The organism is Aeromicrobium sp. Leaf245 (assembly GCF_942548115.1).
Taxonomy (GTDB): Bacteria; Actinomycetota; Actinomycetes; order Propionibacteriales; family Nocardioidaceae; genus Aeromicrobium.
In genome coordinates this window covers 3035171-3059154 of sequence record NZ_OW824151.1, presented here as the reverse complement: position 1 = coordinate 3059154, position 23984 = coordinate 3035171, and the positions used below count along the sequence as shown (strand labels likewise).

Sequence of the window (23984 nt, the reverse complement as noted above, 5' to 3'; positions counted from 1 at the left end):
CGCGGCGGCGGGCGGGGAAGGGGATGCAGCCGTCGAAAGTGTAGTGGATGGGTCAGGGCTGGACATGGGCCCGCTCCTGCTGCGCCACGCGCTCCAGCTGGTCGGCGTCGGCACCAGCCACGACCACGAGCGATCCACCACCACGCAGGGCGCTCACCAGGAGCAGCGCGTCCCGGCGGAGGTCGCCGGGCTCCACGAGCACCCGCCGCGGATCGGGAGCGCCGAGCTCGACGAGCCCGGCGTGGTCGAGCGGGTCCGCGCCGGCCAGGTCGAGCGCGGCCGACCCGGCGTGCGGGACGTCGAGGGGCGTGAACGCGTCCGGCTGCCCCGGGACGACGGTGGCGAGGTCGACGAATCCCTCCGGCGGGCTGACGAAGGGGCCACCGAGCGGACGCAGCGACGCGGCCAGACGCACCGGCTCGTCGCCCACGAGGTCGGGGCCGCTGACCCCGATGTCGGCGTCGCGGTCGACGATGACCGCCCCCACGGTCCAGGAGGAGAGCAGCCACACGAAGCGCAGCCAGTGGCTCGGCAGGCCGATCCGGACGCGGGTCCCGATCTCGGCGTCGAGCTCGTCGACGAGCAGGGACGCCGTCTTCGCGACCCAGTTGGCGGTGGTCGTGGCACTCAGCTCCACCCGTTCGCCGGTCGTGCGGTCGTCCCAGGTGAGCAGCGGTCGCCCGGGTTCGCGGACGGCGGGGAGGAGGTCGGCGAGGGTGGGCATGGGTCCATCCTCCCGCCGTGGCGCGAGCGCGGTCGGGTGGGGCCGGTGAGCACGGCGCGGCCCCTGGAAGGCGGCGCGACACGCCGGAGGTTCCGCGGATCGTGCAATTCCGCTTGACGTATGGCAGCGCCAGGCGTGTAATTACGGACATGTCATTCGATCTGGGTCTGCCACTGTCGCCCGAAGAGGAGCTCATGTGGCAGGAGCGTGCGCTCTGTGCCCAGACCGACCCGGAGGCGTTCTTCCCCGAGAAGGGCGGCTCGACCCGGGAGGCCAAGCGGGTCTGCCTCACCTGCGACGTCCGGGGCGAGTGCCTCGAGTACGCCCTGGCCCACGACGAGCGGTTCGGCATCTGGGGCGGGCTCTCCGAGCGGGAGCGGCGCAAGCTCAAGAAGCGCGCCTGAGGCGGCGTCCGGGCGCACCCGGCCGCACTTTCGCCCCCCGCTAGGTTGGCGGGCATGGACGAGCCCGGTACCGACGACGAGGCACCTGTCGTCCCCGCCTGGCGATCGTCGCCTCCGACGGTGGGGGCGGTCCTCGTCACCCACAACGGAGCCCGGTGGCTCCCTCAGGTGCTGGCCTCCTTCGCCGCCCTCGAGCACGACCCGACCCTGTGGCGGGTCGTCGACGTCAGCTCCACCGACGACGGGGCCGACCTGGTCCGCTCCTCGTTCGGTGCGGACCGCATCACCTACGCGCCGGCCGGGACCGGCTTCGGCGAGGCCGTCCACCGGGCGGTCTCGGCCATGCCGCGCACGGACTGGATCTGGCTCCTGCACGACGACGCGGCGGTGCGTCCCGACACGCTGGCCGCCCTCCTCGACGAGGCCACCACGGCCGACGACATCGCCGTGGTCGGTCCCAAGATCCGCGAGTGGCCGTCCCTGCGGCGCCTCGTCGAGGTGGGTCTGACCGTCACGTCCACCGGTGCCAGGGAGACCGGGCTGGAGACGGGTGAGCCCGACGCCGGCCAGCACGACTGGCCGCGCGACGTGCTCGCGGTCAACACCGCCGGCATGCTCGTGCGTCGCGACGTGTGGGACGAGCTGGGCGGACTCGACGCCGAGCTCCCTCTGTACTTCGACGACGTCGACCTCGGCTGGCGCGTGGCACGGGCCGGGTACCGCACCCGGATCGCCCCGCGGGCCGTCCTCTTCCATGCCGAGGCCTCGCGTCGCGGGACCCGGCGCCGGGTGGCGGGCGACGTCGAGCCCTGGGAGCAGCGACGGGCAGCGCTCCACGTGCAGCTCGCGAACGTGTCCGGTCGCCGGTTCTGGTGGCAGTACCTCCGGCTGCTGGCCGGGACCCTCCTGCGCACGCTGGGTCTCCTCGTCGCCCGCGACCCCGAGGCGGCCGGCGACGAGCTGCAGGCGCTGGTCTCCGTCTACGCACACCCCGGCCGGCTGCGCGACGCCCGGCGGAGCCGGATCGGCACCGCCCGCCGCGACGACCGGGAGGTCCGACACCTGTTCGCGCCGTTCTGGCTGCCCTACCGGCACGGGTACGACGCCGCGCGCGACGCGGTCGTGGCGCTCGTGCGACCCGAGTCCGTCGAGACGACGGGACGCCGGTCCACGGCCGACGAGGGCGTCGGCGACGCGCCCCTCGACGACGGACCGTCGCTGTGGAGGCGGAGGCCCTGGCTCGTCACGGTGTCGGTGCTCGTGCTCCTCTCGCTCCTGGCCGCCCGGGGGCTCTTCGTCGGGCCGGCGGGGAGCTCGCTCACCGGTGGGGCGCTCGGTGCCACCCCCGGCTCTGCGGGGGAGTGGTGGCGGATCTGGTTCGAGCGCAGCCACGACGTCGGCCTGGGCAGCACCGACCCGGTGCCCACGACGGTGCTGCTGCTGGCCCTCGCCTCCACGCCCGTGTGGTTCGCGCCAGGGCTCGTCGTCGGACCGCTCCTGCTGCTGGCCGTCCCCTTGGCCGGGCTCACGGCCCACCGTCTGGGACGGCGTCTCACCGACCACCGCAGGCTGCGGATCGTCTGGGCGGTCGGCTACGCGCTGACGGTCGTCGCCACCGGAGCGGTCTCCGAGGGTCGGCTCGGCACGGTCGTCGCCCTCGTGGTGCTGCCCGTCGTGGTCACCACGACGCTGCAGCTGGCCGATCACGGGGAGGCGCCGCGTCGCACGGCCCTGCGGTGGGGGATCTGGGTGGCCGTGGGCACGGCCTTCGCCCCCGTGGTGCTCCTGCTGGCCGTCCTCGGTCTCGGGGTCCTGCTGCTGGTCGACCGCAGGCTCGCCCGACCGGCGCTGATCGGCGTGGCGGTCGCCGTGGTCCTGGTGGGCCCGTGGCTGCTCACCCGGGTGCTGCACCCGATGCTGTGGTGGTGGGAGAGCGGCGAGCTCCTTCCCGGCGCCGGGCCCGGGTGGCGGACCGCGCTCGGACTCGTCGTCGGCCGGGCGGGCTCGCCGGAGCAGGCGCCCCTCTGGCTCGGGGCGGGGCTCGTCGTCCTGGCGGTCCTCGCGCTCCTGCCGCGGGCCACGCGCTCGGTCGCCGGGGTGTGCTGGGTGCTCGGACTGCTGGCCCTGGCGGTCGCGGTCGTCGGCGTCGTCGTGGACGGTGCCGTCCCGGGGAGCCCGGTCCCGGTGCAGCCGTGGGTCGGCGTCCCGGTCGGGGCCGTCGTCCTGGCGCTCGGCACGGCCGCACTGGTCGGCGTGCCGACCCTGATGGCCGACCGGGGCCGGAGCGCAGGCGTCGCGGTCCTGGTCGTCGCGCTGGTCCTGCCCGTCGGCACGGGGGTCTGGTGGGTGGCCCGCGGTGTCGCCGACCCGATCGACCGGGCGCGTCCCGACAGCGTCCCGGCCTTCCTCACGGAGCGTCCCGGTGACACGCTGGTCGTCTCCGGCTCGACGGCCGAGGGGGTCCTGGTCTCGGTCGTCCGCGGCGAGGGGCCCGTGATCGGCGAGGAGGGCCTGCGACCGTCCGAGCGCTCCACGGCGGACCTCACGGCAGCGGTGGAGTCGGTGCTGTCGGCGCCGGGTGCCGACGGGATCCGGCGGCTGGGCGCCCTGGGCATCGACGCGGTGTACGCCCCCGACGTGGACGCCGACGTGGCCCGAGCCCTCGACGCCGCACCCCTGCTGGAGCCCTCGGGCAGCGACGCGCCGACGTCGCGCGTCTGGACGATGGTGGAGCCGGCCGCGCGGCCCGCCGTCGACGGGGTGCCGTGGCGGCCGTGGGTCGCCGGCGGTCAGCTCGTGCTGTGGCTCCTCGCCATCGTGCTCACCGCACCGGTCCGGCGCCGCGAGAGCACGGTCGAGGACGACGCCGAGGAGGTCCGGGCATGAGTGGCGGAACACGCGTGCGCGGTGGATCGCGATCTCGATCCGCCCCCGGCGGTGGTCGCGGGCTCGCCCTCGCCCTGCTGCCGGTGATCGCGGCGGGCCTGGTCGTCGCGGCAGGGCTCGCGCCCGCCGCGCCCGGGTCCACCGAGGCGCCGCGCCCGGTGCCCGCGAGCGAGACCACCTACGCCTGCACCGGTGCGCCCGACCTCGCGACGGGCCAGGTCGACGCCGGATCCTCGACCTCGGCTCGAGCGCGGCCCGGTGGCGCCGCCGTCGACGGTGCCGCCGACCCACGGAGCTGGGTCCGCTCGGAGCTCGACGACGTGCTGGGCGACGACGCCGACGCGCTCGTCGTCACGCAGCGCGGCACGGGGTCCGGCGCGGTCGGCTTCGTCTCCGGGACCCTCGACGAGGACCAGGGCGAGGGTCTCGTCGTCGGCCGGTGCCAGGGCGTCGTCGCCGACGCCTGGTACGCCGGGCTCGGGTCGGGTCAGCGCCACCTGAGCGACCTCGTGCTGACGAACCTCGCCGACACCCCGGCCGTCGTCGACGTGTCGCTGTGGTCGGCGGACGGCCCCGTCGACGCGGTGGGCGGAGACGGTCTCGTCGTCGAGCCGGGCGACACCCGCACGGTGCCCCTGGCCGACCTCGCGGCGGGCGAGCCCGACCTCGGGGTGCACGTCTCCCGTCGTCGAGGCGCCGTCGCGGTCTCCGTGCTCGACACCTCCACGGGCGCCTCGCAGGGCTCGGAGCTCGTGAGCCCGGCACCCGAGCCCGCGCGCCGTCTCGTGGTGGCCGGGCTCCCGGCCGGGGAACGCGGCCGCACGCTCCACGTGCTCAACCCGTCGGGGTCGACGGCCCGTGTCGCGGTCGAGGTGCTGGGATCGGACGGTGCGTTCGTCCCCGAGGGCCTGGGCGAGGTGAAGGTCGGGGCCGGGCGGGTCGTGTCGGTCGAGGTCCCGCGCAGCGCGGGGTCGGGACGCGTCGCCCTCCGCCTGGTCGCCGACACCCCGGTCGTCGCGACGGCCTCGGTGTCCCCGACCGGTGACGACACGGTGACGACGGAGGCGGTCGGACCGTGGACCGGCCCGGCGGTCGTGCCGGTCAAGGGAGGCCTCGGCGTGCCCGAGCTCGTGCTCAGCGCCCCTGGCGCCGACGTGGACCGACGAGTCGTCCTCGAGGCCCGCGACGCCGACCTCGAGGTGGTGTCGCGTGCCGAGGTCGCGGTCCCCGCGGGCACGACGATCGGGGTGGACCCCGACGACGAGCTCGACCTCGACGGCGTGACGTCGCTCGTGGTCCGCTCGACCGGGGGCGTGGTGGGCGCGGCGCAGTTCAGCGACGGCGACCGGAGAGCGAGCCTGGCGCTGACCGCTGCCCCGACGGACGTCCTCGCACCACGGGTCCGACCGGCGCCCTGAGCCCCGCCCACGACCCGGCCGTGCCGGTCGTCGTGGTCAGCGAGGATCGAGGTCGTCGGGGGAGACCTGCCAGACCTCGGCGAGACGGTGCAGGACGACGTCCCAGACCCGGTCCTCGAGCTCGACCCGGCTCGTGCAGCGGTCGGTGAGCGGTCGGCGGTAGAGCACCACGAGGGCCACGTCGCCGCGTCGCGACAGGTTGCTCAGCGGCACCTCGTCGGTCCAGTCGGCCGGCAGCAGGGGGACGTCCTCGACGACGACCTCGACCTCGTCGGGCTCGGCGTCGAAGTGCTTCTCGAGCGGCGCAAGCACACCGGCGACCAGGTGGTCGAACTCCTCGCGGGGCGTCCGGTGGGCCGGGACGCTCGCCGGTGACAACGGGCCGGGCAGGGCGAGTGGCCCGCGTGCAGCGCGTCGGCGCGCCCGCATCCGACCGGGCCGGGGTCCGCTCACCGCCCCGCCGAGGTGCTGCAGACGTCCCGCCACACCGAGAGCCTAACGGCCCGGAGGCCGATCACACGGCTACGCTCGGCGGGTGGGTGCTGTTCGACGCTGCACGCGGTCCGCGTGCTCCCAGCCGGCTGTGGCGACGCTGACCTATGTCTACGCCGACCAGACCGCGGTGCTCGGCCCGCTGGCCACGGCGGCGGAGCCGCACACCTACGACCTGTGCGAGGCGCACTCAGCCCGGTTGTCCGCGCCCAACGGCTGGAGCGTGCTGCGGCTCGCACCCGACCCGTCCACGGTGCGCCCGAGCCACGACGACCTCCTGGCGCTCGCCGACGCGGTGCGCGAGGTGGGCCGCCGACGTCCGCGCCCTGCACCGGGACCACCGGGACTGACCCTGGTCCCCCCACCGAACGAGGACTGAATGCACGCACGGCTGCGCCCTGTCGTCAAGGCCTACGACGTCCGTGGTCGGGTCCCCGACCAGCTCGACACCACGATCGCGCGGGCGCTGGGCGAGGCCTTCGCCGACGAGGTCGGCATCGCGGACGGCGGGGGACGCGCCGTGGTCGGCCGCGACATGCGGGCCTCCTCGCCCGACGTCGTCCGGGCGGTCGCCGACGGGATCCGGTCGCGCGGCGCCGACGTCGTCGACATCGGGCTCGCCTCCACCGACATGCTGTACTGCGCGTCCGGCGTGCTCGACGTCCCGGGCATCATGGTCACCGCCAGCCACAACCCTGCGGCCGACAACGGTCTCAAGCTGTGCCGTGCGGGCGCGCGACCGATCGGTCTGTCCACCGGCCTGGCGGCCATGGCCGAGGCGGCCGGTCCGCTGCTCGAGCGCGAGGAGTCCGCCGTGCCGGCACCGGTCGGCACGGTCGAGACGCTGGAGTTCCTGACCACCTACGCCGACACCCTGCTGCGCCTGGCGCCGGTCGAGGGCCGTCGGCTGAAGGTCGTGGTGGATGCCGGCAACGGCATGGCCGGGCACACGGTCCCCGCCGTGCTGGGCCGCCTCGACCTCGAGGTGATCGGTCTGTACCTCGAGCTCGACGGCACCTTCCCGAACCACGAGGCCAACCCGCTCGACCACACCACCCTGGTGGACCTGCAGGCCGCGGTCCGTGAGCACGGGGCCGACCTCGGCCTGGCGTTCGACGGGGACGCCGACCGCTGCTTCGTGATCGACGAGCACGGCGACGTCGTCGCGCCGTCCGCCATCACGGCGCTCGTGGCCTCGCGCCACCTGCTCCTCGAGCCCGGCGCCACCATCCTGCACAACGTCATCTGCTCGCGGGCCGTCCCCGAGATCGTCACCGAGCGCGGGGGAGTGCCCGTCCGGACGCCCGTCGGGCACTCGCTGATCAAGGCGGAGATGGCCCGCACCGGCGCGGTCTTCGGCGGCGAGCACTCCGGGCACTTCTACTTCCGCGAGTTCTACCTCGCCGACTCCGGGATGCTGGCGGCGCTGCACGTCCTGGCCGCCCTGGCCGAGACCGACTCCACGGTCAGCGCCCTCATGGCGGAGTACTCCCGCTACAGCGCGTCGGGCGAGATCAACAGTCGGGTCGACGACGCGGACGCCGTGATCGAACGACTCGTCCGCGCGTACGCCGACCACGAGCAGGACCGACTCGACGGCCTGACGGTCACCGCCGCCGACTGGTGGTTCAACGTGCGGGCCTCCAACACCGAGCCGCTGCTGCGGCTCAACGTCGAGGGTGCCGACGAGGCCACCATGGGACGGGTGCGTGACGAGGTGCTCGCCGCGATCCGGTCCTGAGCCCTCTAGAGTGGACGCATGATCCTCGACCCCGCACTCCTGGAGATCCTGGTCTGCCCGCAGTGCCGGTCGTCGCTGTTCGTCGACCACGACGCGTCGGAGCTGGTGTGCCAGGCCTGCAGCCTCGCCTACCCCGTCCGTGACGACATCCCGGTGATGCTGGTCGAGGAAGCGCGCGCTCTCTCCTGACTCCCCCCACGCACCAGGGGCGGGCCGGGTATCCTGGGCGACATGGATTTCAACGTCGCTGACCTGTCGCTCGCCGAGTTCGGACGCAAGGAGATCGAGCTCGCCGAGCACGAGATGCCGGGCCTGATGGCCATGCGCGAGCGCTTCGGGGACAAGAAGCCCCTCGCGGGCGCCCGCATCGCCGGTTCCCTGCACATGACGGTCCAGACCGCCGTGCTGATCGAGACCCTCGCCGACCTGGGTGCCGACATCCGCTGGGCCACCTGCAACATCTTCTCCACCCAGGACCACGCGGCCGCTGCGGTCGTCGTCGGCCCCCACGGCACGCCGGACGACCCGCAGGGCGTCCCGGTCTTCGCCTGGAAGGGCGAGAGCCTCGCCGAGTACTGGGACGAGGCCGAGAAGGTCTTCGACTTCCCGGGCGTCGACGGCGAGGTGGGTGGACCCAACATGCTCCTCGACGACGGTGGCGACATCACGATGCTGCTGCACCTCGGCGTCGAGTACGAGAAGGTCGGCGCCGTGCCGCCCCAGGACTCCACCGACAACGAGGAGTTCAAGGAGGTGCTGCGCGTCCTGGCCCGCTCGCTCGAGAACGACCCCAAGCGCTGGACGAACCGCGCGCCGCTCGTGAAGGGCGTCTCGGAGGAGACCACCACCGGCGTGCTGCGCCTCTACGACCGCTTCCGCGAGGGCACGCTGCTCTTCCCGGCGATCAACGTCAACGACTCGGTCACGAAGAGCAAGTTCGACAACAAGTACGGCTGCCGCCACTCGCTCATCGACGGCATCAACCGCGCCACCGACGTGATGATCGGCGGCAAGGTCGCCGTCGTGTGCGGCTACGGCGACGTCGGCAAGGGCTCGGCGGAGTCCCTGCGCGGCCAGGGTGCGCGCGTCATCGTCACCGAGATCGACCCGATCTGCGCCCTCCAGGCCGCGATGGACGGCTACGAGGTCAAGCGTCTCGAGTCCGTCGTCGAGACGGCCGACATCTTCATCACCACGACGGGCAACTTCGACATCATCACCGTCGAGCACTTCGAGAAGATGAAGAACCAGGCCATCGTCGGCAACATCGGCCACTTCGACAACGAGATCAACATGGCGGGCCTGGCCAAGATCCCCGGCATCGTCAAGGACGAGATCAAGCCGCAGGTCCACCAGTGGATCTTCCCCGACGGCAAGAAGATCATCGTGCTCTCGGAGGGTCGCCTGCTCAACCTCGGCAACGCCACCGGCCACCCGTCGTTCGTGATGAGCAACTCCTTCACCAACCAGGTGCTCGCGCAGGTCGAGCTGTTCACGAAGGCCGACCAGTACGAGCTGGGCGTGCACGTGCTGCCCAAGCACCTCGACGAGGAGGTCGCCCGTCTGCACCTCGACGCCCTGGGTGTCGAGCTCACCGAGCTCACGAAGGAGCAGGCCGCGTACCTCGGCGTCGACGTGGCGGGGCCGTACAAGTCGGACCTCTACCGCTACTGAGGGTGGTGAGAGCGAGCACGATGGTCCGGCACACGGCGGTCGAGCGTCGATGAGCTACCGGCGCAGCAAGCGCGACCGGGTGCTCGTCGTCGACGACGACGCGTCGCTCGCCGAGATGCTGACCATCGTGCTCGAGGCCGAGGGGCTCACGACCCTCGTCTGCCGGTCCGGCGACGAGGTGATGACGGCCTTCGGGGCGTTCAAGCCCGACGTGGTGCTGCTCGACCTCATGCTGCCGGGCATGGACGGCATGAAGGTGTGTCGGCAGATCCGTGCCGGCTCGGCCGTGCCGATCATCATGCTCACGGCGAAGTCCGACACCCCCGACGTGGTGCGCGGTCTCGAGGCCGGGGCGGACGACTACATCACCAAGCCGTTCAAGAACACCGAGCTGGTGGCGCGGGTGCGGGCGCGCCTGCGTCGCACCGATGCGGTGGGCGAGGTGCTCGAGTTCGGCGACATCGTGCTCGACCCGGCGGCCCACACCGTGAGCCGCAAGGGACGTCCGCTCGACCTGACACCGCTGGAGTTCGACCTGCTGGCGTGCCTGCTGGGCAACCCCGAGCAGGTGTTCACCCGCGAGGTGCTCCTCGAGCGCGTGTGGGGGTACCACCACCCGGGCGACACCAAGCTCGTGAACGTCCACATGACCCGGCTGCGGTCCAAGATCGAGGACGACGCCGAGTCGCCCGAGGTGATCCGCACCGTGCGCGGCGTGGGCTACCAGGCCATCGCGCCATGACGACGACGCCGGCTCCGGCCACCCGGCGTCGGCGGGCCACGTGATCCGGCGGGTCGCCTCGCTCTGGCGTCGCTCGCTGCAGACGCGGGTGGTGACCAGCACCGTCCTGCTCGTGGCGCTGGTGGTGGGTCTCGTGGGGTGGGCGCTGCTGCAGCAGGTCGCCGACGGTCTCACCGAGAGCCGCAGCGACACCGCGGTGGCCGAGGCCCGGACGGGTTTCGAGAAGGCCCAGGCCGAGCTCGACGCGGCGGTGGAGACGCAGCCCCAGGCGCAGGCTCCCACCCTGACCCAGCTGGTTGACTCCGTCACCGACACCGACAGCGAGAACCGTGCCTACGAGCTCGTGCTCGAGGGGCCGCTCGGCTCCGGCAGCGGGGCACCGCCGATCCGCTCGTCGGCCGAGCTCGCCCCGGGGTCCCTGCCGACGGACCTGCGAGCGGAGGTCCTGGACGGTCCGGGCGTGTTCTGGCGCTACTCCGAGCTGTCGCTCGTGGGTGCCGACGCCAGCCCGGCCGTGGTGGTCGGCAGCCAGCTGCGGTCGCCGGGGACGGGCGACACCTACGCCCTCTTCTACCTGTTCTCCCTCTCCGAGCAGCAGCAGACGCTGTCGCTCGTGCGCAACGCGCTGCTGCTCGGCGGCCTGGCCATGGTGCTCATGGTCGGCGGGGTCGCCTTCATCGTGTCGCGCCAGGTCCTCACGCCCGTCCGGCTGGCCCGACGCATCGCGGAGCGGTACGCCGCCGGCAGCCTCGAGCAGCGCATGCACGTGAGTGGCGAGGACGACATCGCCCGGCTGTCCACGTCGTTCAACCAGATGGCCGCCAGCCTGCAGAGCCAGATCCGACGTCTCGAGGACCTCTCGCGTCTGCAGCAGCGGTTCGTCTCCGACGTCTCCCACGAGCTGCGCACCCCGCTCACGACGGTGCAGATGGCGAGCGAGGTGCTGTTCGACGCAAGGCGTCGCTTCGACCCCCAGACGGCTCGCTCGACCGAGCTCCTCAAGCGGGAGCTGGACCGGTTCGAGGAGCTGCTGTCGAACCTGCTCGACCTCAGCCGGTTCGACGCGGGAGCGGCGCAGCTCGAGCTCGCCGACGTCGACCTCGCGCGGGTGGCCCGCGCCGCGGCCGAGGACCCGATCCTGGCGCGCGGCGGCATCGTGGGCCGTGCGGTGGGTGCAGATCGTCCGGCGGTGGTGCAGGCCGACATCCGCCGCATCGACCGGATCGTGCGCAACCTCGTGGCCAATGCGGCGAAGTACAGCGGGTCCGACGTCGTCGAGATCGAGGTCGCCCAGGACGCGTTCGCGGTCTCGCTCGCGGTCCGCGACTTCGGCGTGGGCCTGCAGGGTGACGAGAACCTGCGGGTCTTCGACCGGTTCTGGCGCGCCGATCCGGCGCGCACCCAGGGCGGCACCGGCCTGGGCCTGGCGATCTCGCGCGAGGACGCCGTGCTGCACGGTGGCACCCTCCAGGCATGGGGCAGGGCGGGCGAGGGCAGCGAGTTCGTGCTGACCCTCCCTCGCGTCGTCGACCCGGCCAGACGTTCCGTCGCGCCGCTGCCCGTGGTCCGCAGGGTCTTCGCGTGAGGGGCCTGCGGCTGGTCGCCGCGGCGACCGTCCTGGTGGTCGTGGCCGGCTGCTCGGGCATCCCGACCGGCGGGACCGTGCAGCAGGTCCGCGAGGACGACGACCTCGGCCAGAGCACGGTGCGCTACGCCCCGGCCCCGCCGAGCCCGGGCGCCACGCCGCAGCAGGTGGTCTCCGGCTACCTCGACGCGATGCTCGCGTTCCCGCCGTCGACCGGTGTGGCCGAGCAGTACCTCACGCAGGGCGCGGCGGAGCGCTGGAACCCGGCCGCCGCCACGCACGTCTACCGCGACCCGCTGGTGTCCGCCGTGCGTGCGGACCGTCGCGACGACGGCATGCAGGTGGAGCTGACCGCACGGGGGGTGCTCGACCTCGACGCGCGCGGTCGCGTCGAGCCCGCCGCCACCCGGGAACGACGCTCGTTCGGCCTGCAGCAGGTGGACGGGGAGTGGCGGATCTCGGCACCACCGGAGGGCCTGCTGGTCACCGAGAAGTTCTACACCGACTACTACCGGGCGTTCCCGGTGTTCTTCTTCGACCGCTCCGGTGAGCGTCTGGCGCCCTCGGTGGTGCACCTGCCGGCGGGTGAACAGCTCGCGACGTCGCTCGTGACGTCGCTGGCGCGGGGTCCGTCCGACCCCACCGCCCAGCTCCGGACCTACGTGCCCGGCCTGGGCGACCTGCGCCCCTCGGTCCCGGTGGACGCCGAGGGCGTCGCCGAGGTCGACCTGGGGCCTGATGCCGCGCAGCTGTCGGTCGCCGACCAGGGGCGTCTGGCGGCACAGCTGGTCTGGACGCTGAGCCAGGTCCGCGACGTGACCGGTGTGCGGGTCTCGGCGGGCGCCACCGTGCTGACACCGCGGGGACAGCGGGTCCAGCCGGTCGGGTCGTGGCGGCGGTACGTGCCCCGCGCCGTGGAGTCGGGGCCCTTCGCCGTGCTCGACGGGGAGGACGCCGGCGTCGTCGAGATCGTGGGTGCCACGATCCGCCCGGTGCCCGAGGCGTGGGCCGTCGAGCCGGACGAGACCGCCGCCATCGACGTGGGGCCGTCGCGGGTGGCCACGCTGTCCCGCTCGGGCGACGTGCTCGTGGTCCGCAGGACCACGGGCGAGGATCGGGTGGAGGTCGCGGTGACGGACCTCGTCTCGGCCCGGTGGCTCCCCGACGACGTGCTCGTCGTCGTCGACCGCCCGGGCGGCGGGTCGCGGGTGCGGGTCGTCGAGCCCGACGCCACGCGGTCGATCCCGTCGGCGGCGCTCGCGTCGCTGGACGTCACGTCGTTCGCCCTCTCGCCCGACGGGTCGCGGTACGCCATCACGACCGCGGGCGGGGGTTCCGGGCCGGGGGCGGAGGACGGAGCGGGCGGGGGTTCCGGGCCGGGGGCGGAGGACGGCACCGGCGGGGGCGGCCTGGTCCGCATCGGGGCGGTGGAGCGGTCCGCCGACGACCGCGTGGTGGGACTCGGTGCGTCCGTCGCGCTGCGATGGGACGTCGGCCGGCCGGCCTCGGTGGCCTGGGTCGACGGAGCGCGCCTGGCGTTCCTCGGTGACACCGACCTGGGGCGGCAGGTCTTCGAGGGCATGGCCGACGGCACGGAGCTGGAGGGTGGCGGGGCCGGCGGAGCGCCGGTGCTGCCCGACGTCGGTGCTCGGACCCTCGTGGTCGCGGGGGAGCAGCGCTGGGCCGTCGACCGGCGCGACCGGCTCTGGTACCTCGGGCCCGGAGCCACCTGGACGCGGCTCGGCGTCGGAGCGGTGAGCACGCTGTCCCCAGGGGTCTGATCCCGCCGACGGGTCGTGGTCCCCCTCGTCCACACCCTGCGGGGCACCCCTGGTGCGAGGTCCTTGGCCGGCCCACGCTCGTGGGGTGGACCCTCTGCTCGCCGCGGCCGACCTGCTGCTCGGCGCTGCCTGCGCGGGCTGCGGGTCCCCGGCCGTGGACCTGTGCGGACCGTGCCGGCGCAGGATCGCACCGCGACCGCGCCTGGTCGCGGACCGACCGGTCCCCGTCGTGGCGGTCGGGGAGCACGAGGGTGTGCTGCGTGACGTGATGCTGGCCTGGAAGCGGGGCGGACACACGCGGCTGGGCCCGACGATCGGTGCGCTCGTCGCGGCGTCCGTGTGCGCGCTGGAGCCGGGCCCCGCCGTCTGCCTGGTGCCGGTGCCGACCACCAGACGCGGCCGACGTCGGCGCGGTGGTGACCTGCTGACGAGCGCGGTGCAGGAGGCCTCGCGGCGCCTGGAGGCGGTGGGGCTGCGGTCGACGGTGGTGCCCGCCCTGACCTTCGAGCGGGAGCCGAGGGACCAGGTGGGCCTGGCTGCACGGGAGCGTCGTGGGAATCTCGACGGCGCGCTGCGACGGTCGCGTCGTCGCCTCACCGGTGGTGCGGACGTGGTGGTCGTCGACGACGTCGTCACCACGGGGGCCACGCTGGCCGAGGCCGTCCGCGTGCTCGTCTCCGACGGCGTCGGTGTGCTCGGTGCCGCCGTCGTGACAGCACGTCCGGCGCCCGGATCGACCACGAGGGACGTCCGCGAGGGCCGGGGTCGTGGGCGGGGACACCCGCCGTTCGGGACGAACTCGGCCGTCCTCTGGAATATGGGCCCCCGGCGGTCTACGGTCACTGATATGTGAAACGCACGACCGAGCGCAGGGAGGCCCTCCATGGAAATCGTCGTCAACGGCCGGAACAGCGAGATCTCCGAACGATTCCGCGAGCACGTCCAGGACAAGCTGCACCGGATCGAGAAGTACGACCAGCGCCAGAAGATCCACCGCGTCGAGGTCGAGGTCACCCACGAGAAGAACCCTCGTCAGCACGAGCATGCCGCCCGCGTCGAGATGACCCTGCGCTCCAGAGGGCCGGCGGTCCGGGCCGAGGCGAGCTCCACCGACCAGCACTCGGCGCTCGACTCGGCGATCGACAAGCTGGAGGCGCAGCTGCGTCGCGCGACCGATCGCCGCCGGATCAGCCACGGCAAGCGTCGACCCACCTCGATCGCGGAGATGCCGGCCGACCTCTCGACCGACCTGCTCGACGGCAGCCAGGACGACCCCGACGTGGAGACCACCACGATCGCCGGCGTGGAGGTCCAGGGCGACTGCCCGCTCGTGGTGCGCGAGAAGACGCACAGCGGCGTCCCCATGACCCTCGAGCAGGCGCTCTACGAGATGGAGCTGGTCGGTCACGACTTCTACCTGTTCCTCGAGAAGGACTCGATGCGTCCGAGCGTCGTGTACCTGCGCAAGGGCTACGACTACGGCGTCATCCACCTCGACGTCGACGAGTCGGGCTCGATCGAGGGCGGGATCGCCCCCTGACGCGAACGCGCGCTGCGTGGCATGATGCGGGAGTGACTTCTCGGGCACCTCGTATCCGCGTGCTGCTCGTCGACGACCAAGAGCTGTTCCGTCGTGGCGTGTCGATGGTGCTGAGCGCCGACGCCGACCTCGAGCTCGTCGAGGTCGGCGACGGCGACCAGGCCATCGCAGCGGTGGAGGAGACCCCGGCCGACGTGGTCCTGCTCGACGTCCGCATGCCGGGTCGCTCCGGGGTCGAGGTCTGCAAGGCGATCAAGGCCATCTCGCCCTCGACCGGCATCATCATGCTGACCGCCAGCGACGAGGAGTCCGACCTCTACGAGTCGATCCGCAGCGGCGCCTCCGGGTACCTGCTCAAGGACGGATCGACCTACGACCAGGTCGCCGAGGCCGTCCGGCTCGTGGCGGCGGGCCAGTCGCTGATCAGCCCCAGCATGGCCACCAAGCTGCTCGACGAGTTCGTGCAGATGTCGCGCAGCCCGGCGCCGGCCACGGCGCAGCTGACCCAGCGCGAGCTGCAGGTGCTGCGGCTGGTCGCGAAGGGGCTGAGCAACCGCGAGATCGCCGAGGAGCTCTACATCAGCGAGAACACGGTCAAGAACCACATCCGCAACATGCTCGAGAAGCTGCAGATGAAGTCGCGCATGGAGGCAGCCATGTACGCGGTGCGCAGCAACCTGCTCGACGACTCGGTCTGAGCGTTCCCGGGGTCGTGGTCGATCCGCGGTGACGGCTCCTGCAGGATCCGTCCGTGCGGCAGGGCAGGATCGACGGTGTGACCGAACGACTCTCGACCCTGCAGGCCCGCCGGATCGCCCTCGCGGCGCAGGGCTTCACGCGGCCCCGCCCCGACGCGGTCGAGCGGCGCCACCTGGTCTCGACGCTGCGCCGTCTGGGCTTCTTCCAGATCGACTCGGTGAACGTGCTGCAACGGGCGCACTACCTGCCGCTGTACTCACGCGTCGGGCCGTACGACCTCGAGGTCTTCCATCGCGCGGCAGGGCGCGCACCGCGCGCGATGTTCGAGTACTGGGCGCACGTCGCGACCTTCGTCGACGTCGACCTGTGGCCGGCCATGCAGCACCGCATGGCGGGCCGGCGCGGTCTGTGGGGCGGACCCGAGCGCGTGGCGCAGGAGCAGCCCGACCTCGTCGACGCCGTGCTGGAGCACGTGGCCGCGCACGGCCCGCGCACCGCTCGCCAGGTCGACGCCGCCGTCGGCGAGGAGGCCGATCGGGACCGGTCCCACTGGGGCTGGAACTGGTCGGCCACGAAGAACGCGCTCGAGTACCTCTTCCACACCGGGCAGCTCACGTCGGCGCGACGCACCGCGCAGTTCGAGCGCCAGTACGACCTGCCCGAGCGGGTGATCCCCGCGGCGGTGCTGGCGCGACCCGCGCTCGACGAGGCCGAGGCGCACCGGGTCATGGTCGAGCACGCGGCGCGGGCCCACGGGGTCGCCACCGCCCCGTGCCTGCGCGACTACTTCCGCTCCGCCCCCGAACCCACGCGGGCCGCCATCGAGGACCTGGCCGACGCCGGCGTCCTGCTGCCGGTCCAGGTCCGGGGGTGGGACCGGCCGGCCTGGCTGCACCACGAGGCCGTCCGGCCGCGCGCGGTGCGTGCACGCGCCCTGCTCAGCCCGTTCGACCCGGTCGTCTTCGAGCGCGAGCGTGCGGAGCGGCTGTTCGGCTTCCGCTACCGCATCGAGATCTACGTGCCCGAGGCCCAGCGCGAGTTCGGGTACTACGTGCTGCCCTTCCTGCTCGGCGACGACCTGGTCGCCCGGGTCGACCTCAAGGCGGACCGGTCGCGCGGCACGCTCGTCGTGCACGGCGCCTGGGCCGAGGCCGGCGCGCCGGGCGACACCACGGCCGAGCTCGCCGAGGAGCTGCGCACCATGGCGGCCTGGCTCGGTCTCACCGCGATCGAGATCGGCCACCGCGGCGACCTCGTCGAGGGGCTGCGCGACCGGGTGTAGTGGTTCGGAGACGGGGTCCACGACCCGACCCCGGACGTCAGGCCGCTCGGCATAGACTGCGAGAAGCCCGACTTACCAACTCAGGAGTGCGTCCACCGTGCCCAAGGTCATCGACAAGATCCTCCGCGCAGGCGAAGGCAAGATCCTGCGACAGCTCGCCGCGATCTCCAAGCAGGTCAACGCGCTCGAGGACGAGTTCCGCGAGATGAGCGAGGACGAGCTGCGCGGCATGACCGCCGAGTTCCGTGAGCGCCTCGACAACGGCGAGACCCTCGACGACCTGATGCCCGAGGCGTTCGCCACGGTGCGCGAGGCCGCGAGCCGGGTGCTCGGGCAGCGGCACTTCGACGTGCAGGTCCAGGGCGGCGCCGCGCTGCACCTCGGCAACATCGCGGAGATGAAGACCGGTGAGGGCAAGACCCTCGTCGCGACGCTCCCCAGCTACCTCAACGCCCTCACGGGCAAGGGCGTGCACGTCATCACGGTCAACGACTACCTCGCGCGGTACCACGCCGAGTGGATGGGGCGGGTCTACACCTACCTCGGGCTCAGCGTCGGCATGATCCTGCCGAGCATGACCCCGCCGGAGCGCCGCGACGCCTACGCGTGCGACATCACCTACGGCACCAACAACGAGTTCGGCTTCGACTACCTGCGCGACAACATGGCCGACGACATCGCGGCCTGCGTCCAGCGCGGACACAACTTCGCCATCGTCGACGAGGTCGACTCGATCCTCATCGACGAGGCCCGCACGCCGCTCATCATCTCCGGCCCCACCGAGGACGAGGTGAAGTGGTACGGCGAGTTCGCGCGCATCGTGGGCGCGATGACCATCGACGTGCACTACGAGGTCGACGAGAAGAAGCGCACCGTCTCGGTCACCGAGGAGGGCATCGACCGCGTCGAGGACCAGCTCGGCATCGACAACCTCTACGACGCGGTGAACACCCCGCTCATCAGCTTCCTCAACAACGCCATCAAGGCCAAGGAGCTGTTCCGGCTCGACAAGGACTACGTGGTCCTCGACGGCAACGTGATCATCGTGGACGAGCACACCGGCCGCATCCTCGACGGACGTCGCTACAACGAGGGTCTGCACCAGGCCATCGAGGCCAAGGAGGGTGTCCGGATCCGCGAGGAGTACCAGACCCTGGCGACCATCACGCTGCAGAACTACTTCCGTCTGTACGACAAGCTCGGCGGCATGACCGGTACGGCCATGACCGAGGCGAGCGAGTTCGACAAGACCTACTCGCTCGGCGTGGTGCCCATCCCCACCAACAAGCCCGTGGCCCGTGCCGACCAGCCCGACCTCGTCTACCGCACGGAGGCGGCCAAGTTCGACGCCGTCGTGGAGGACATCGCGGAGCGGCACGCGACCGGCCAGCCGATCCTCGTCGGCACCACGAGCGTCGAGAAGAGCGAGCGACTCTCCAAGCTGCTGCGCAAGCGCGGCATCCCGCACGAGGTCCTGAACGCCAAGCAGCACGAGCGTGAGGCGGCCATCGTCGCCGTCGCAGGTCACCGCGGTGCGGTCACCGTCGCCACCAACATGGCCGGTCGAGGTACCGACATCATGCTCGGCGGCAGCGTCGAGTTCCTGGCCGACGCGGCCCTGCGCAAGCAGGGTCTCGACCCGCTCGAGAACGCCGAGGAGTACAGCGCCGCCTGGCCGGCCACCCTCGAGCGCATCGAGGCCCAGGTAGCCGAGGAGAAGCAGGCCGTCACGGACGCCGGCGGCCTTGCTGTCATCGGCACCGAGCGCCACGAGTCGCGCCGCATCGACAACCAGCTGCGTGGACGTTCTGGCCGTCAGGGCGACCCGGGCGAGACGCGCTTCTACCTGTCGCTCGAGGACGACCTGATGCGCCTGTTCAAGGCCGACTGGGTCAACTGGGTGCTCCAGACGATGAAGATCCCCGACGACGTGCCCATCGAGAACAAGCGCGTCACGGGTGCGATCGCCTCGGCCCAGAGCCAGGTCGAGTCGCAGAACTTCGAGACCCGCAAGAACATCCTCAAGTACGACGACGTCATGAGCCGTCAGCGCGAGGTCATCTACGGCGAGCGCCGCAAGGTGCTCGAGGGCGCCGACCTGCAGGACCAGGTCACGACGATGATCACCGACACGGTCACCGGCTACGTCAACGGCGCCACCGAGGGCTTCCCCGAGCAGTGGGACCTCGAGCAGCTGTGGACCGCCCTCGGCACGCTCTACCCGGTCTCCCGCACCGTGGAGGAGGTCGAGGAGGAGGCCGGCGGACGCGAGCACCTCTCCCGCGAGGGCCTGGTCGAGACCATGACCGAGGACGCACTCGCCGCCTACGCGCGCCGCGAGGAGGAGCTCGGGGCTCCGGTCACCCGTGAGCTGGAGCGCCGCGTGGTGCTGAGCGTGCTCGATCGCAAGTGGCGCGAGCACCTGTACGAGATGGACTACCTGCGCGAGGGCATCGGTCTGCGGGCCTACTCGCAGCGTGACCCGCTCGTGGAGTACCAGCGCGAGGGCTTCGACCTGTTCAGCGCCATGATGGACAGCATCGCCGAGGAGTCGGTGGGCTTCCTGTTCAACCTCGACGTCCAGGTGGAGGAGAGCGCCGTCGACGAGACGCACGACCACCCGCACGTCCAGGCCAAGGGTCTGGAGCCGAAGGCGGAGCAGAAGCTCTCCTACTCGGCGCCGTCCGAGGACGGCGACGTCGAGGTCCGCGCCGACGACGAGGACCCCGCTGCCGACAAGCAGCGTCAGGCCAAGCAGAAGTCCAAGGCACGCCAGAAGACCAAGGCGCAGCGCCAGTCCCGCAAGCGCAACCGCTGAGCCGGGCTCGCCGGGTCCGAGGGCCCGGCGAGCAAGGACTCCTCCGGTCGCGGGCTCGAGGGCCCGAGGGCGGGTCCTAGGCCCAGACGAGGGCGGTGCAGGTCCACACCTGGCGCCCGCGGGGCGAGGTGACGAGCTCCAGCCGCAGGGCGACGGCCCGCGATCGCCCGCGGTGCACCATGCGTCCGGTGACCTCGACCGCGCCCGCGTGCACGACGCTGAGGTGGACGGACGCCAGGCGTCCGCCGACGGCGCGCTCGTCGCGACGTCGGGGTCGTCCGGAGCGCTCGCCCGCCAGCGCCGTGACGAGGGCCGCGTGGGCGTCGGGCGTCATCCAGGCCGACAGCTGACGGGCCGGTCGGCCCCCGCAGAGCACCTCGGTGAGCCCCTGCATGAAGCGGGCGATCGGCGCGCGCAGCTGCCGTGCGAGCTCCTCGCCGTCGCGGGTCCGTGGGACGGGGACCACGGACGAGGGTGAACCGGGTAGTGGCAGGGGCAGCTGGGTGGGGAGCGCGTCCTCGTCGGTGATGAAGCGCGCCGGGGTCCGGAGCTCGGTCGCGGCCCTCATGCTGCTCCTCCGGGGGCCACCAGACGCTGGCCGGGACGGATGAGGTCGGGGTCGGAGCCGATGACCTCGAGGTTCGCGAGGTACCACCGCCTCGCCGCGTCGGCGATCTCGCCGTCGTGGGCCGAGGGCCCGAGCGAGCGTGCCGCGATGGACCAGAGGGTGTCGCCGGGGGCGACGAGCACGATCTCGCGTCCCTGTGGCGGAGGTGCCGACGGTTCGACCGGGGCCACGAGCACCGGCCGGTCGGGCAGCGACAGTCCGTCGAGTCCGACACCGGTAATCCGGTGCCCGGCGTCGGACCGGTGCAGGGCACCCTGGTCGGTCGTCTGCCGATCCGGACGAGGATGGTCGACGCCGGCGTGGGCGGTGCCGATCCCGAACCCGGTGACGACCCCGGCGAGCAGGATGCCTCGCAGGGCGCGGGGGACCAGGCGTCCGGCGGCTCGGGCCGCACCGCCGCCCAGGACGCACGCGCCCAGGGCCAGCGACGTCCACGTCGCGACGGCGAGCAGGGCCAGCTCGACGAGCGCGCCCAGGGCCACGGGGAACGACGGCGAGGAGAGCTGGTCGACGGTGGTGGCGACGTGCGGCAGGCGCAGGACGAGCGAGGTGAGGGCGAGGCTCCAGGTGACGAACCCGGTCCGGGACAAGCGCATCGGTCGTTTCCTAGCGTTTGACGACGTTTGATGACAGTGAAGGTCGTTCGTGTCGTGTCGTCAAGGGTTCGTGCACAGGGGTCGGACGCCCGTGCCCGCGCTACGGTGCTGCCATGCGCTGGGACCGACTCTTCGCCGACCTCGAGGCCGCCGCGGACGACGACGCGTTGGTCGAGCGCGACGCGATGGTGGCCGAGCTGCGCGACGAGGAGTGGTCACGGACGCCGTGGCGCGAGCTGCTCGGCGGTCAGGTGGAGGTCGAGGTCGCCGGGGCAGGTCGGCTCGGCGGGACCGTGGGGCTGGTCAACGAGCAGCTCCTTCGTCTCGACGCCGGGGGGCTGGAGCACGTGGTCGCGCTGGCTGCGGTGCTGGGCGTCCGCACGGACGGACGTGCGCCGGCGCTCACGTCGGTGGACGCGCGACTGGGGTGGGGCCACGTGCTCCGCCGCATGCGTGACGACGGTGACGAGGTGCTGCTCGTGCGTGTCGACGGCTCCAGCCTGCGTGCGCGAGTGGAGCAGGTGGTCGACGGGGGCGTGCTGGTCCGCAGCGCGGAACGGACCCTGCTGGTGCCGCTGCAGGCGCTCGCGGTCGTCACGGTCCCGCGCTGAGACCGGATCGGCCCGGCGACGGGCGAGGATCGGAAGGCGGGGACCGGAAGGCGGGGATCAGACCGTCGCGTCGTCGTCGCTCGCCAGGTCGGCGTCGGCCAGATCGCCCTCGCCGAGGTCGGCGACGGCCTGCTCGGCGCGGGCGTACTGGCGCTGGATGTAGTCCTCCAGCTGGTCCTTCTCGACCCGCCACTGGTTGCGGCCACCGATCTGGATCCCCTTGAGCTCCCCGGATCGCACGAGGGCGTAGACCTGTCGAACCGTCACGTTCAGCACCTCGCCGACGTCGGCCAGGGTGAGGAAGCGGGGGGACCCATCGGACATGGGTCCCAGTTTTCCACGCTGCGGTGTCACGTCGAGTCGCGGCCGTCCGACCTGTGGACGACCGGACGGGGGACCGTTCTCCACAGCGAGGGCTGGACGCCCACGCCGTCGCCCAGTACAAACATGCCCATGGCGAACTGGCGGGGGCCACGATCGAGCGGCGGGACGACCGGACGGACGGGCGCAGCGGCGCGCGTGCGTCAGCAGCCGTGGAGCGATCCTCGGCTGGTGCTGGGCGTGCTGCTCGTGCTCGGCGCGACCGTGCTGGGTGCCTACGTCGTGGCAGCGGGCGACGACACGGAGCCCTACTGGGCGTTGAGTCGCGACGTCGCCGCCGGAGACCCGGTCGAGCGGTCCGACCTCGTCGAGTCGCGCGCGCGTCTCGGTGAGCGCGCCGCCGGCGCCTTCCTGCGCACCGACCAGGAGCTGCCTGCCGACCTCGCGTCCCTCAGGTGGGCGCGCGCTGGACGCGGCGGCGCGCTCGTGGAGCGGTCCGCGATGGCCCGCGACGGCGCCGGAGGTGCGACCGAGCTGCCGCTCTCCGTGCGGCTCGGCGCAGCGCCCGACGACCTGCGCAGCGGCGACCGAGTCGACGTGTGGGTCGGACCGTCGCCCGAGGACGGTGCCGAGGCGGGCGAGGCCGCGCTCGCACTCACCGACGTTCCCGTGGTCAGGAACGGTGCCGTCGTCGGCGCCGGTGGCACGCGCACCGTGCTGGTCGACGTGGCCGGGCTCGACCTCGACGGCGAGATCGTCGCGGCCCTCACCGCTCGCCACGTGACGATCGTGCGTCGCGCATGAGCGGCAGGCCCCACCGTCGGGTCGTCCTCGCGGCCGCCGGTGCGGGGTGGGAGGTCGACGCCGTGCGGGAGCTGGAGTCGGCCCGTGACCTCGTGCTCGTGCGACGGTGCGTCGACGTCGCGGAGCTGATCGCGGTGGCTCAGGCGGGTGGGGTCTCGGTGGCCGCGGTCGACCTGTCCGTCCCCGGCCTCGACCTCGAGGCGGTCCGAGCGGTGCGGGCGGCGGGGGTCACCCTGGTCGGGCTCGGACCGACGGATCGCGCCGAGGCCCTGGGCATCGACGTGGTGGGCCCGGGCTCGGCCGTCCTCGACGCCGTCCGTGCCGTCGAGGTGTCCGCGACCGCCACGGGCAAGGACCTCGCACCCGGTCCTGCGTCGGTCGAGCCCGCCGGGCCTTCGGACGTCGCGGACGGCAGCACCTCGCGGCGACGCGGCACGCTGGTGGTGGTGTGGGGGCCCGCGGGCGCGCCGGGGCGCAGCGCGGTCGCCCTGGCGCTCGCCGACGAGCTGGGCCGCGACGACGCCCGGTGCGTGCTCGTCGACGCCGACACCTACGGCGGTGCCCAGGCGCAGCAGCTGGGACTGCTCGACGAGGTCTCCGGCCTCATGGCCGCGTGCCGCGTGGCCAACCAGGGCCGGGACGTGGACCTGGGCGAGCACCTCCAGGCCCTGCGTCCCTCGCTCTCGGTCCTCACCGGTCTCCCGAGGCCCGACATGTGGATCCACGTCCGACGCGCCGCCCTCGAGCGCGTGGTCGAACGGCTGCGTGACACGACCGACGTCGTGGTGGCCGACGTGGGCTTCTGCCTCGAGCCGGGTGAGGGGGTCGCCGGGGCGGGCCGCAACCAGGCCACGGCGGCCTTGCTCGAGCTCGCCGACGTCGTCGTCGCCGTGGGTCGGGCCGACCCGGTGGGCCTGACGCGTCTGGTGAGGGGACTGCACGACCTCGACGACCTCGGGGTCGTGCGCCCGCTCGTCGTGCTCAACCAGGTGCGCGCCGGCATCGGCTGGGGTGCCGAGGAGCTGGCCTCCACCGTGCACCGGCTGGCCGGCGCCCGGCCCGTCGCCCTGCTGCCGCAGGACGGCCCCACCCTCGACACCGCCGCGCTCCGGGGTGCCACCGCGCGGGAGGTGGCCTCCGGCTCGCCGTTCGTGGCCGCGGTCTCCGACCTCGCGCAGCACGTGCTGGGGGTGACGCACACCGCTGTGTCGCCGTGACGGCGGTGGTAGGTTCGTCGC

The 23984-nt window shown here is 72.9% G+C and carries 23 protein-coding genes; 18 read left to right on the top strand and 5 right to left on the bottom strand.

What is annotated here, in order from left to right; genetic code table 11:
• Positions 1–52 precede the first annotated feature (52 nt).
• Positions 53–724, bottom strand: a complete 672-nt coding sequence (locus tag NBW76_RS14960; protein WP_056552405.1) for a TIGR03089 family protein — start codon at positions 722–724, stop codon at positions 53–55.
• Positions 725–873: 149 nt separating this feature from the next.
• Between NBW76_RS14960 and NBW76_RS14955 the strand changes: the two genes are divergently transcribed.
• Genes NBW76_RS14955 through NBW76_RS14945 form a run of 3 tightly spaced genes read left to right on the top strand, consistent with a single transcriptional unit; the run spans position 874 to position 5432 of the window.
• Entirely contained in the window at positions 874–1128 is a 255-nt protein-coding gene (locus tag NBW76_RS14955; RefSeq protein ID WP_055970219.1) for a WhiB family transcriptional regulator, read from the top strand.
• Positions 1129–1182: 54 nt separating this feature from the next.
• On the top strand, positions 1183–4014 hold the full coding sequence (locus NBW76_RS14950) for a glycosyltransferase family 2 protein (protein WP_056552404.1): 2832 nt from the start codon (positions 1183–1185) through the stop codon (positions 4012–4014).
• Entirely contained in the window at positions 4011–5432 is a 1422-nt protein-coding gene (locus NBW76_RS14945) for a DUF5719 family protein (RefSeq protein ID WP_156364658.1), read from the top strand. Before NBW76_RS14950 ends, NBW76_RS14945 begins: the two co-directional genes overlap by 4 nt.
• Before the next feature lie 36 nt (positions 5433–5468).
• On the opposite strand, the gene NBW76_RS14940 is transcribed toward NBW76_RS14945, so the two are convergent.
• Positions 5469–5918, bottom strand: coding sequence for a metallopeptidase family protein (locus NBW76_RS14940; protein WP_156364657.1), 450 nt, complete (start codon positions 5916–5918; stop codon positions 5469–5471).
• Between the two features lie 49 nt (positions 5919–5967).
• Here NBW76_RS14940 and NBW76_RS14935 point away from each other — a divergent pair, with 49 nt between their 5' ends.
• The 12 genes from NBW76_RS14935 (at position 5968) to secA (ending at position 19786) form a co-directional block, all read left to right on the top strand.
• On the top strand, positions 5968–6303 hold the full coding sequence (locus NBW76_RS14935; protein ID WP_055968889.1) for a DUF3499 domain-containing protein: 336 nt from the start codon (positions 5968–5970) through the stop codon (positions 6301–6303).
• A complete protein-coding gene (locus NBW76_RS14930) occupies positions 6304–7665 on the top strand; it encodes a phosphomannomutase/phosphoglucomutase (RefSeq protein WP_056552402.1) in 1362 nt (453 codons plus the stop codon).
• Positions 7666–7683: 18 nt separating this feature from the next.
• Positions 7684–7854, top strand: coding sequence for a Trm112 family protein (locus NBW76_RS14925; RefSeq protein WP_082480477.1), 171 nt, complete (start codon positions 7684–7686; stop codon positions 7852–7854).
• A 42-nt stretch (positions 7855–7896) separates the two neighbouring features.
• The gene (gene ahcY / locus NBW76_RS14920; protein ID WP_055968883.1) at positions 7897–9339 is read left to right on the top strand and encodes an adenosylhomocysteinase; all 1443 of its coding nucleotides are present in this window, start codon (positions 7897–7899) and stop codon (positions 9337–9339) included.
• 49 nt (positions 9340–9388) lie between these two features.
• Positions 9389–10081: an MtrAB system response regulator MtrA gene (gene mtrA / locus NBW76_RS14915; RefSeq protein ID WP_055968881.1), complete on the top strand. Its 693-nt coding sequence runs from the start codon at positions 9389–9391 to the stop codon at positions 10079–10081.
• A gap of 91 nt (positions 10082–10172) precedes the next feature.
• Positions 10173–11666 (top strand): MtrAB system histidine kinase MtrB, encoded by a 1494-nt coding sequence (gene mtrB, locus NBW76_RS14910; RefSeq protein ID WP_156364656.1) that lies wholly within the window; start codon positions 10173–10175, stop codon positions 11664–11666.
• On the top strand, positions 11663–13447 hold the full coding sequence (locus NBW76_RS14905) for a GerMN domain-containing protein (RefSeq protein WP_055968877.1): 1785 nt from the start codon (positions 11663–11665) through the stop codon (positions 13445–13447). Before mtrB ends, NBW76_RS14905 begins: the two co-directional genes overlap by 4 nt.
• 85 nt (positions 13448–13532) lie before the next feature.
• Positions 13533–14300: a ComF family protein gene (locus tag NBW76_RS14900; protein ID WP_056552398.1), complete on the top strand. Its 768-nt coding sequence runs from the start codon at positions 13533–13535 to the stop codon at positions 14298–14300.
• Between the two features lie 30 nt (positions 14301–14330).
• Positions 14331–14987 carry a ribosome hibernation-promoting factor, HPF/YfiA family gene (hpf, locus tag NBW76_RS14895; RefSeq protein ID WP_055968873.1) on the top strand — a complete coding sequence of 219 codons (657 nt, stop codon included), beginning with the start codon at positions 14331–14333 and terminating at the stop codon, positions 14985–14987.
• A 32-nt stretch (positions 14988–15019) separates the two neighbouring features.
• Entirely contained in the window at positions 15020–15685 is a 666-nt protein-coding gene (locus NBW76_RS14890) for a response regulator transcription factor (RefSeq protein ID WP_235492860.1), read from the top strand.
• Positions 15686–15762: 77 nt separating this feature from the next.
• Positions 15763–16968, top strand: a complete 1206-nt coding sequence (locus NBW76_RS14885) for a winged helix-turn-helix domain-containing protein (protein ID WP_235492859.1) — start codon at positions 15763–15765, stop codon at positions 16966–16968.
• A 109-nt stretch (positions 16969–17077) separates the two neighbouring features.
• Positions 17078–19786 (top strand): preprotein translocase subunit SecA, encoded by a 2709-nt coding sequence (secA, locus tag NBW76_RS14880; RefSeq protein ID WP_200931791.1) that lies wholly within the window; start codon positions 17078–17080, stop codon positions 19784–19786.
• Positions 19787–19862: 76 nt separating this feature from the next.
• Here the strand turns inward: secA and NBW76_RS14875 are convergent, their stop codons facing one another.
• Both NBW76_RS14875 and NBW76_RS14870 read right to left on the bottom strand, forming a co-directional pair.
• Complete coding sequence (locus NBW76_RS14875; RefSeq protein ID WP_055968867.1) at positions 19863–20354, bottom strand: Rv3235 family protein; 492 nt, start codon at positions 20352–20354, stop codon at positions 19863–19865.
• Positions 20351–21010: a LysM peptidoglycan-binding domain-containing protein gene (locus tag NBW76_RS14870; protein ID WP_056552395.1), complete on the bottom strand. Its 660-nt coding sequence runs from the start codon at positions 21008–21010 to the stop codon at positions 20351–20353. Before NBW76_RS14870 ends, NBW76_RS14875 begins: the two co-directional genes overlap by 4 nt.
• A 113-nt stretch (positions 21011–21123) precedes the next feature.
• Here NBW76_RS14870 and NBW76_RS14865 point away from each other — a divergent pair, with 113 nt between their 5' ends.
• Positions 21124–21621 (top strand): hypothetical protein, encoded by a 498-nt coding sequence (locus tag NBW76_RS14865; protein ID WP_056552394.1) that lies wholly within the window; start codon positions 21124–21126, stop codon positions 21619–21621.
• Positions 21622–21678: 57 nt separating this feature from the next.
• On the opposite strand, the gene NBW76_RS14860 is transcribed toward NBW76_RS14865, so the two are convergent.
• Positions 21679–21945, bottom strand: coding sequence for a helix-turn-helix domain-containing protein (locus tag NBW76_RS14860; RefSeq protein ID WP_055968861.1), 267 nt, complete (start codon positions 21943–21945; stop codon positions 21679–21681).
• Positions 21946–22074: 129 nt separating this feature from the next.
• On the opposite strand from NBW76_RS14860, the gene NBW76_RS14855 reads away from it, so the two are divergent.
• A complete protein-coding gene (locus NBW76_RS14855) occupies positions 22075–22746 on the top strand; it encodes a hypothetical protein (protein WP_156364654.1) in 672 nt (223 codons plus the stop codon).
• The gene (locus NBW76_RS14850) at positions 22743–23963 is read left to right on the top strand and encodes a hypothetical protein (RefSeq protein ID WP_056552389.1); all 1221 of its coding nucleotides are present in this window, start codon (positions 22743–22745) and stop codon (positions 23961–23963) included. The genes NBW76_RS14855 and NBW76_RS14850 overlap by 4 nt, the downstream gene beginning before the upstream one ends.
• Positions 23964–23984 lie beyond the last annotated feature (21 nt).

Bases quoted from the DNA above. Each gene is read 5' to 3' on its own strand.
- NBW76_RS14960 (WP_056552405.1), bottom strand. From the start codon at position 724: ATGCCCACCCTCGCCGACCTCCTCCCCGCCGTCCGCGAACCCGGGCGA.
- NBW76_RS14955 (WP_055970219.1), top strand. From the start codon at position 874: ATGTCATTCGATCTGGGTCTGCCACTGTCGCCCGAAGAGGAGCTCATG.
- NBW76_RS14950 (WP_056552404.1), top strand. From the start codon at position 1,183: ATGGACGAGCCCGGTACCGACGACGAGGCACCTGTCGTCCCCGCCTGG.
- NBW76_RS14945 (WP_156364658.1), top strand. From the start codon at position 4,011: ATGAGTGGCGGAACACGCGTGCGCGGTGGATCGCGATCTCGATCCGCC.
- NBW76_RS14930 (WP_056552402.1), top strand. From the start codon at position 6,304: ATGCACGCACGGCTGCGCCCTGTCGTCAAGGCCTACGACGTCCGTGGT.
- NBW76_RS14925 (WP_082480477.1), top strand. From the start codon at position 7,684: ATGATCCTCGACCCCGCACTCCTGGAGATCCTGGTCTGCCCGCAGTGC.
- ahcY (WP_055968883.1), top strand. From the start codon at position 7,897: ATGGATTTCAACGTCGCTGACCTGTCGCTCGCCGAGTTCGGACGCAAG.
- mtrA (WP_055968881.1), top strand. From the start codon at position 9,389: ATGAGCTACCGGCGCAGCAAGCGCGACCGGGTGCTCGTCGTCGACGAC.
- hpf (WP_055968873.1), top strand. From the start codon at position 14,331: ATGGAAATCGTCGTCAACGGCCGGAACAGCGAGATCTCCGAACGATTC.
- NBW76_RS14875 (WP_055968867.1), bottom strand. From the start codon at position 20,354: ATGAGGGCCGCGACCGAGCTCCGGACCCCGGCGCGCTTCATCACCGAC.
- NBW76_RS14870 (WP_056552395.1), bottom strand. From the start codon at position 21,010: ATGCGCTTGTCCCGGACCGGGTTCGTCACCTGGAGCCTCGCCCTCACC.
- NBW76_RS14865 (WP_056552394.1), top strand. From the start codon at position 21,124: ATGCGCTGGGACCGACTCTTCGCCGACCTCGAGGCCGCCGCGGACGAC.
- NBW76_RS14860 (WP_055968861.1), bottom strand. From the start codon at position 21,945: ATGTCCGATGGGTCCCCCCGCTTCCTCACCCTGGCCGACGTCGGCGAG.
- NBW76_RS14855 (WP_156364654.1), top strand. From the start codon at position 22,075: ATGGCGAACTGGCGGGGGCCACGATCGAGCGGCGGGACGACCGGACGG.
- NBW76_RS14850 (WP_056552389.1), top strand. From the start codon at position 22,743: ATGAGCGGCAGGCCCCACCGTCGGGTCGTCCTCGCGGCCGCCGGTGCG.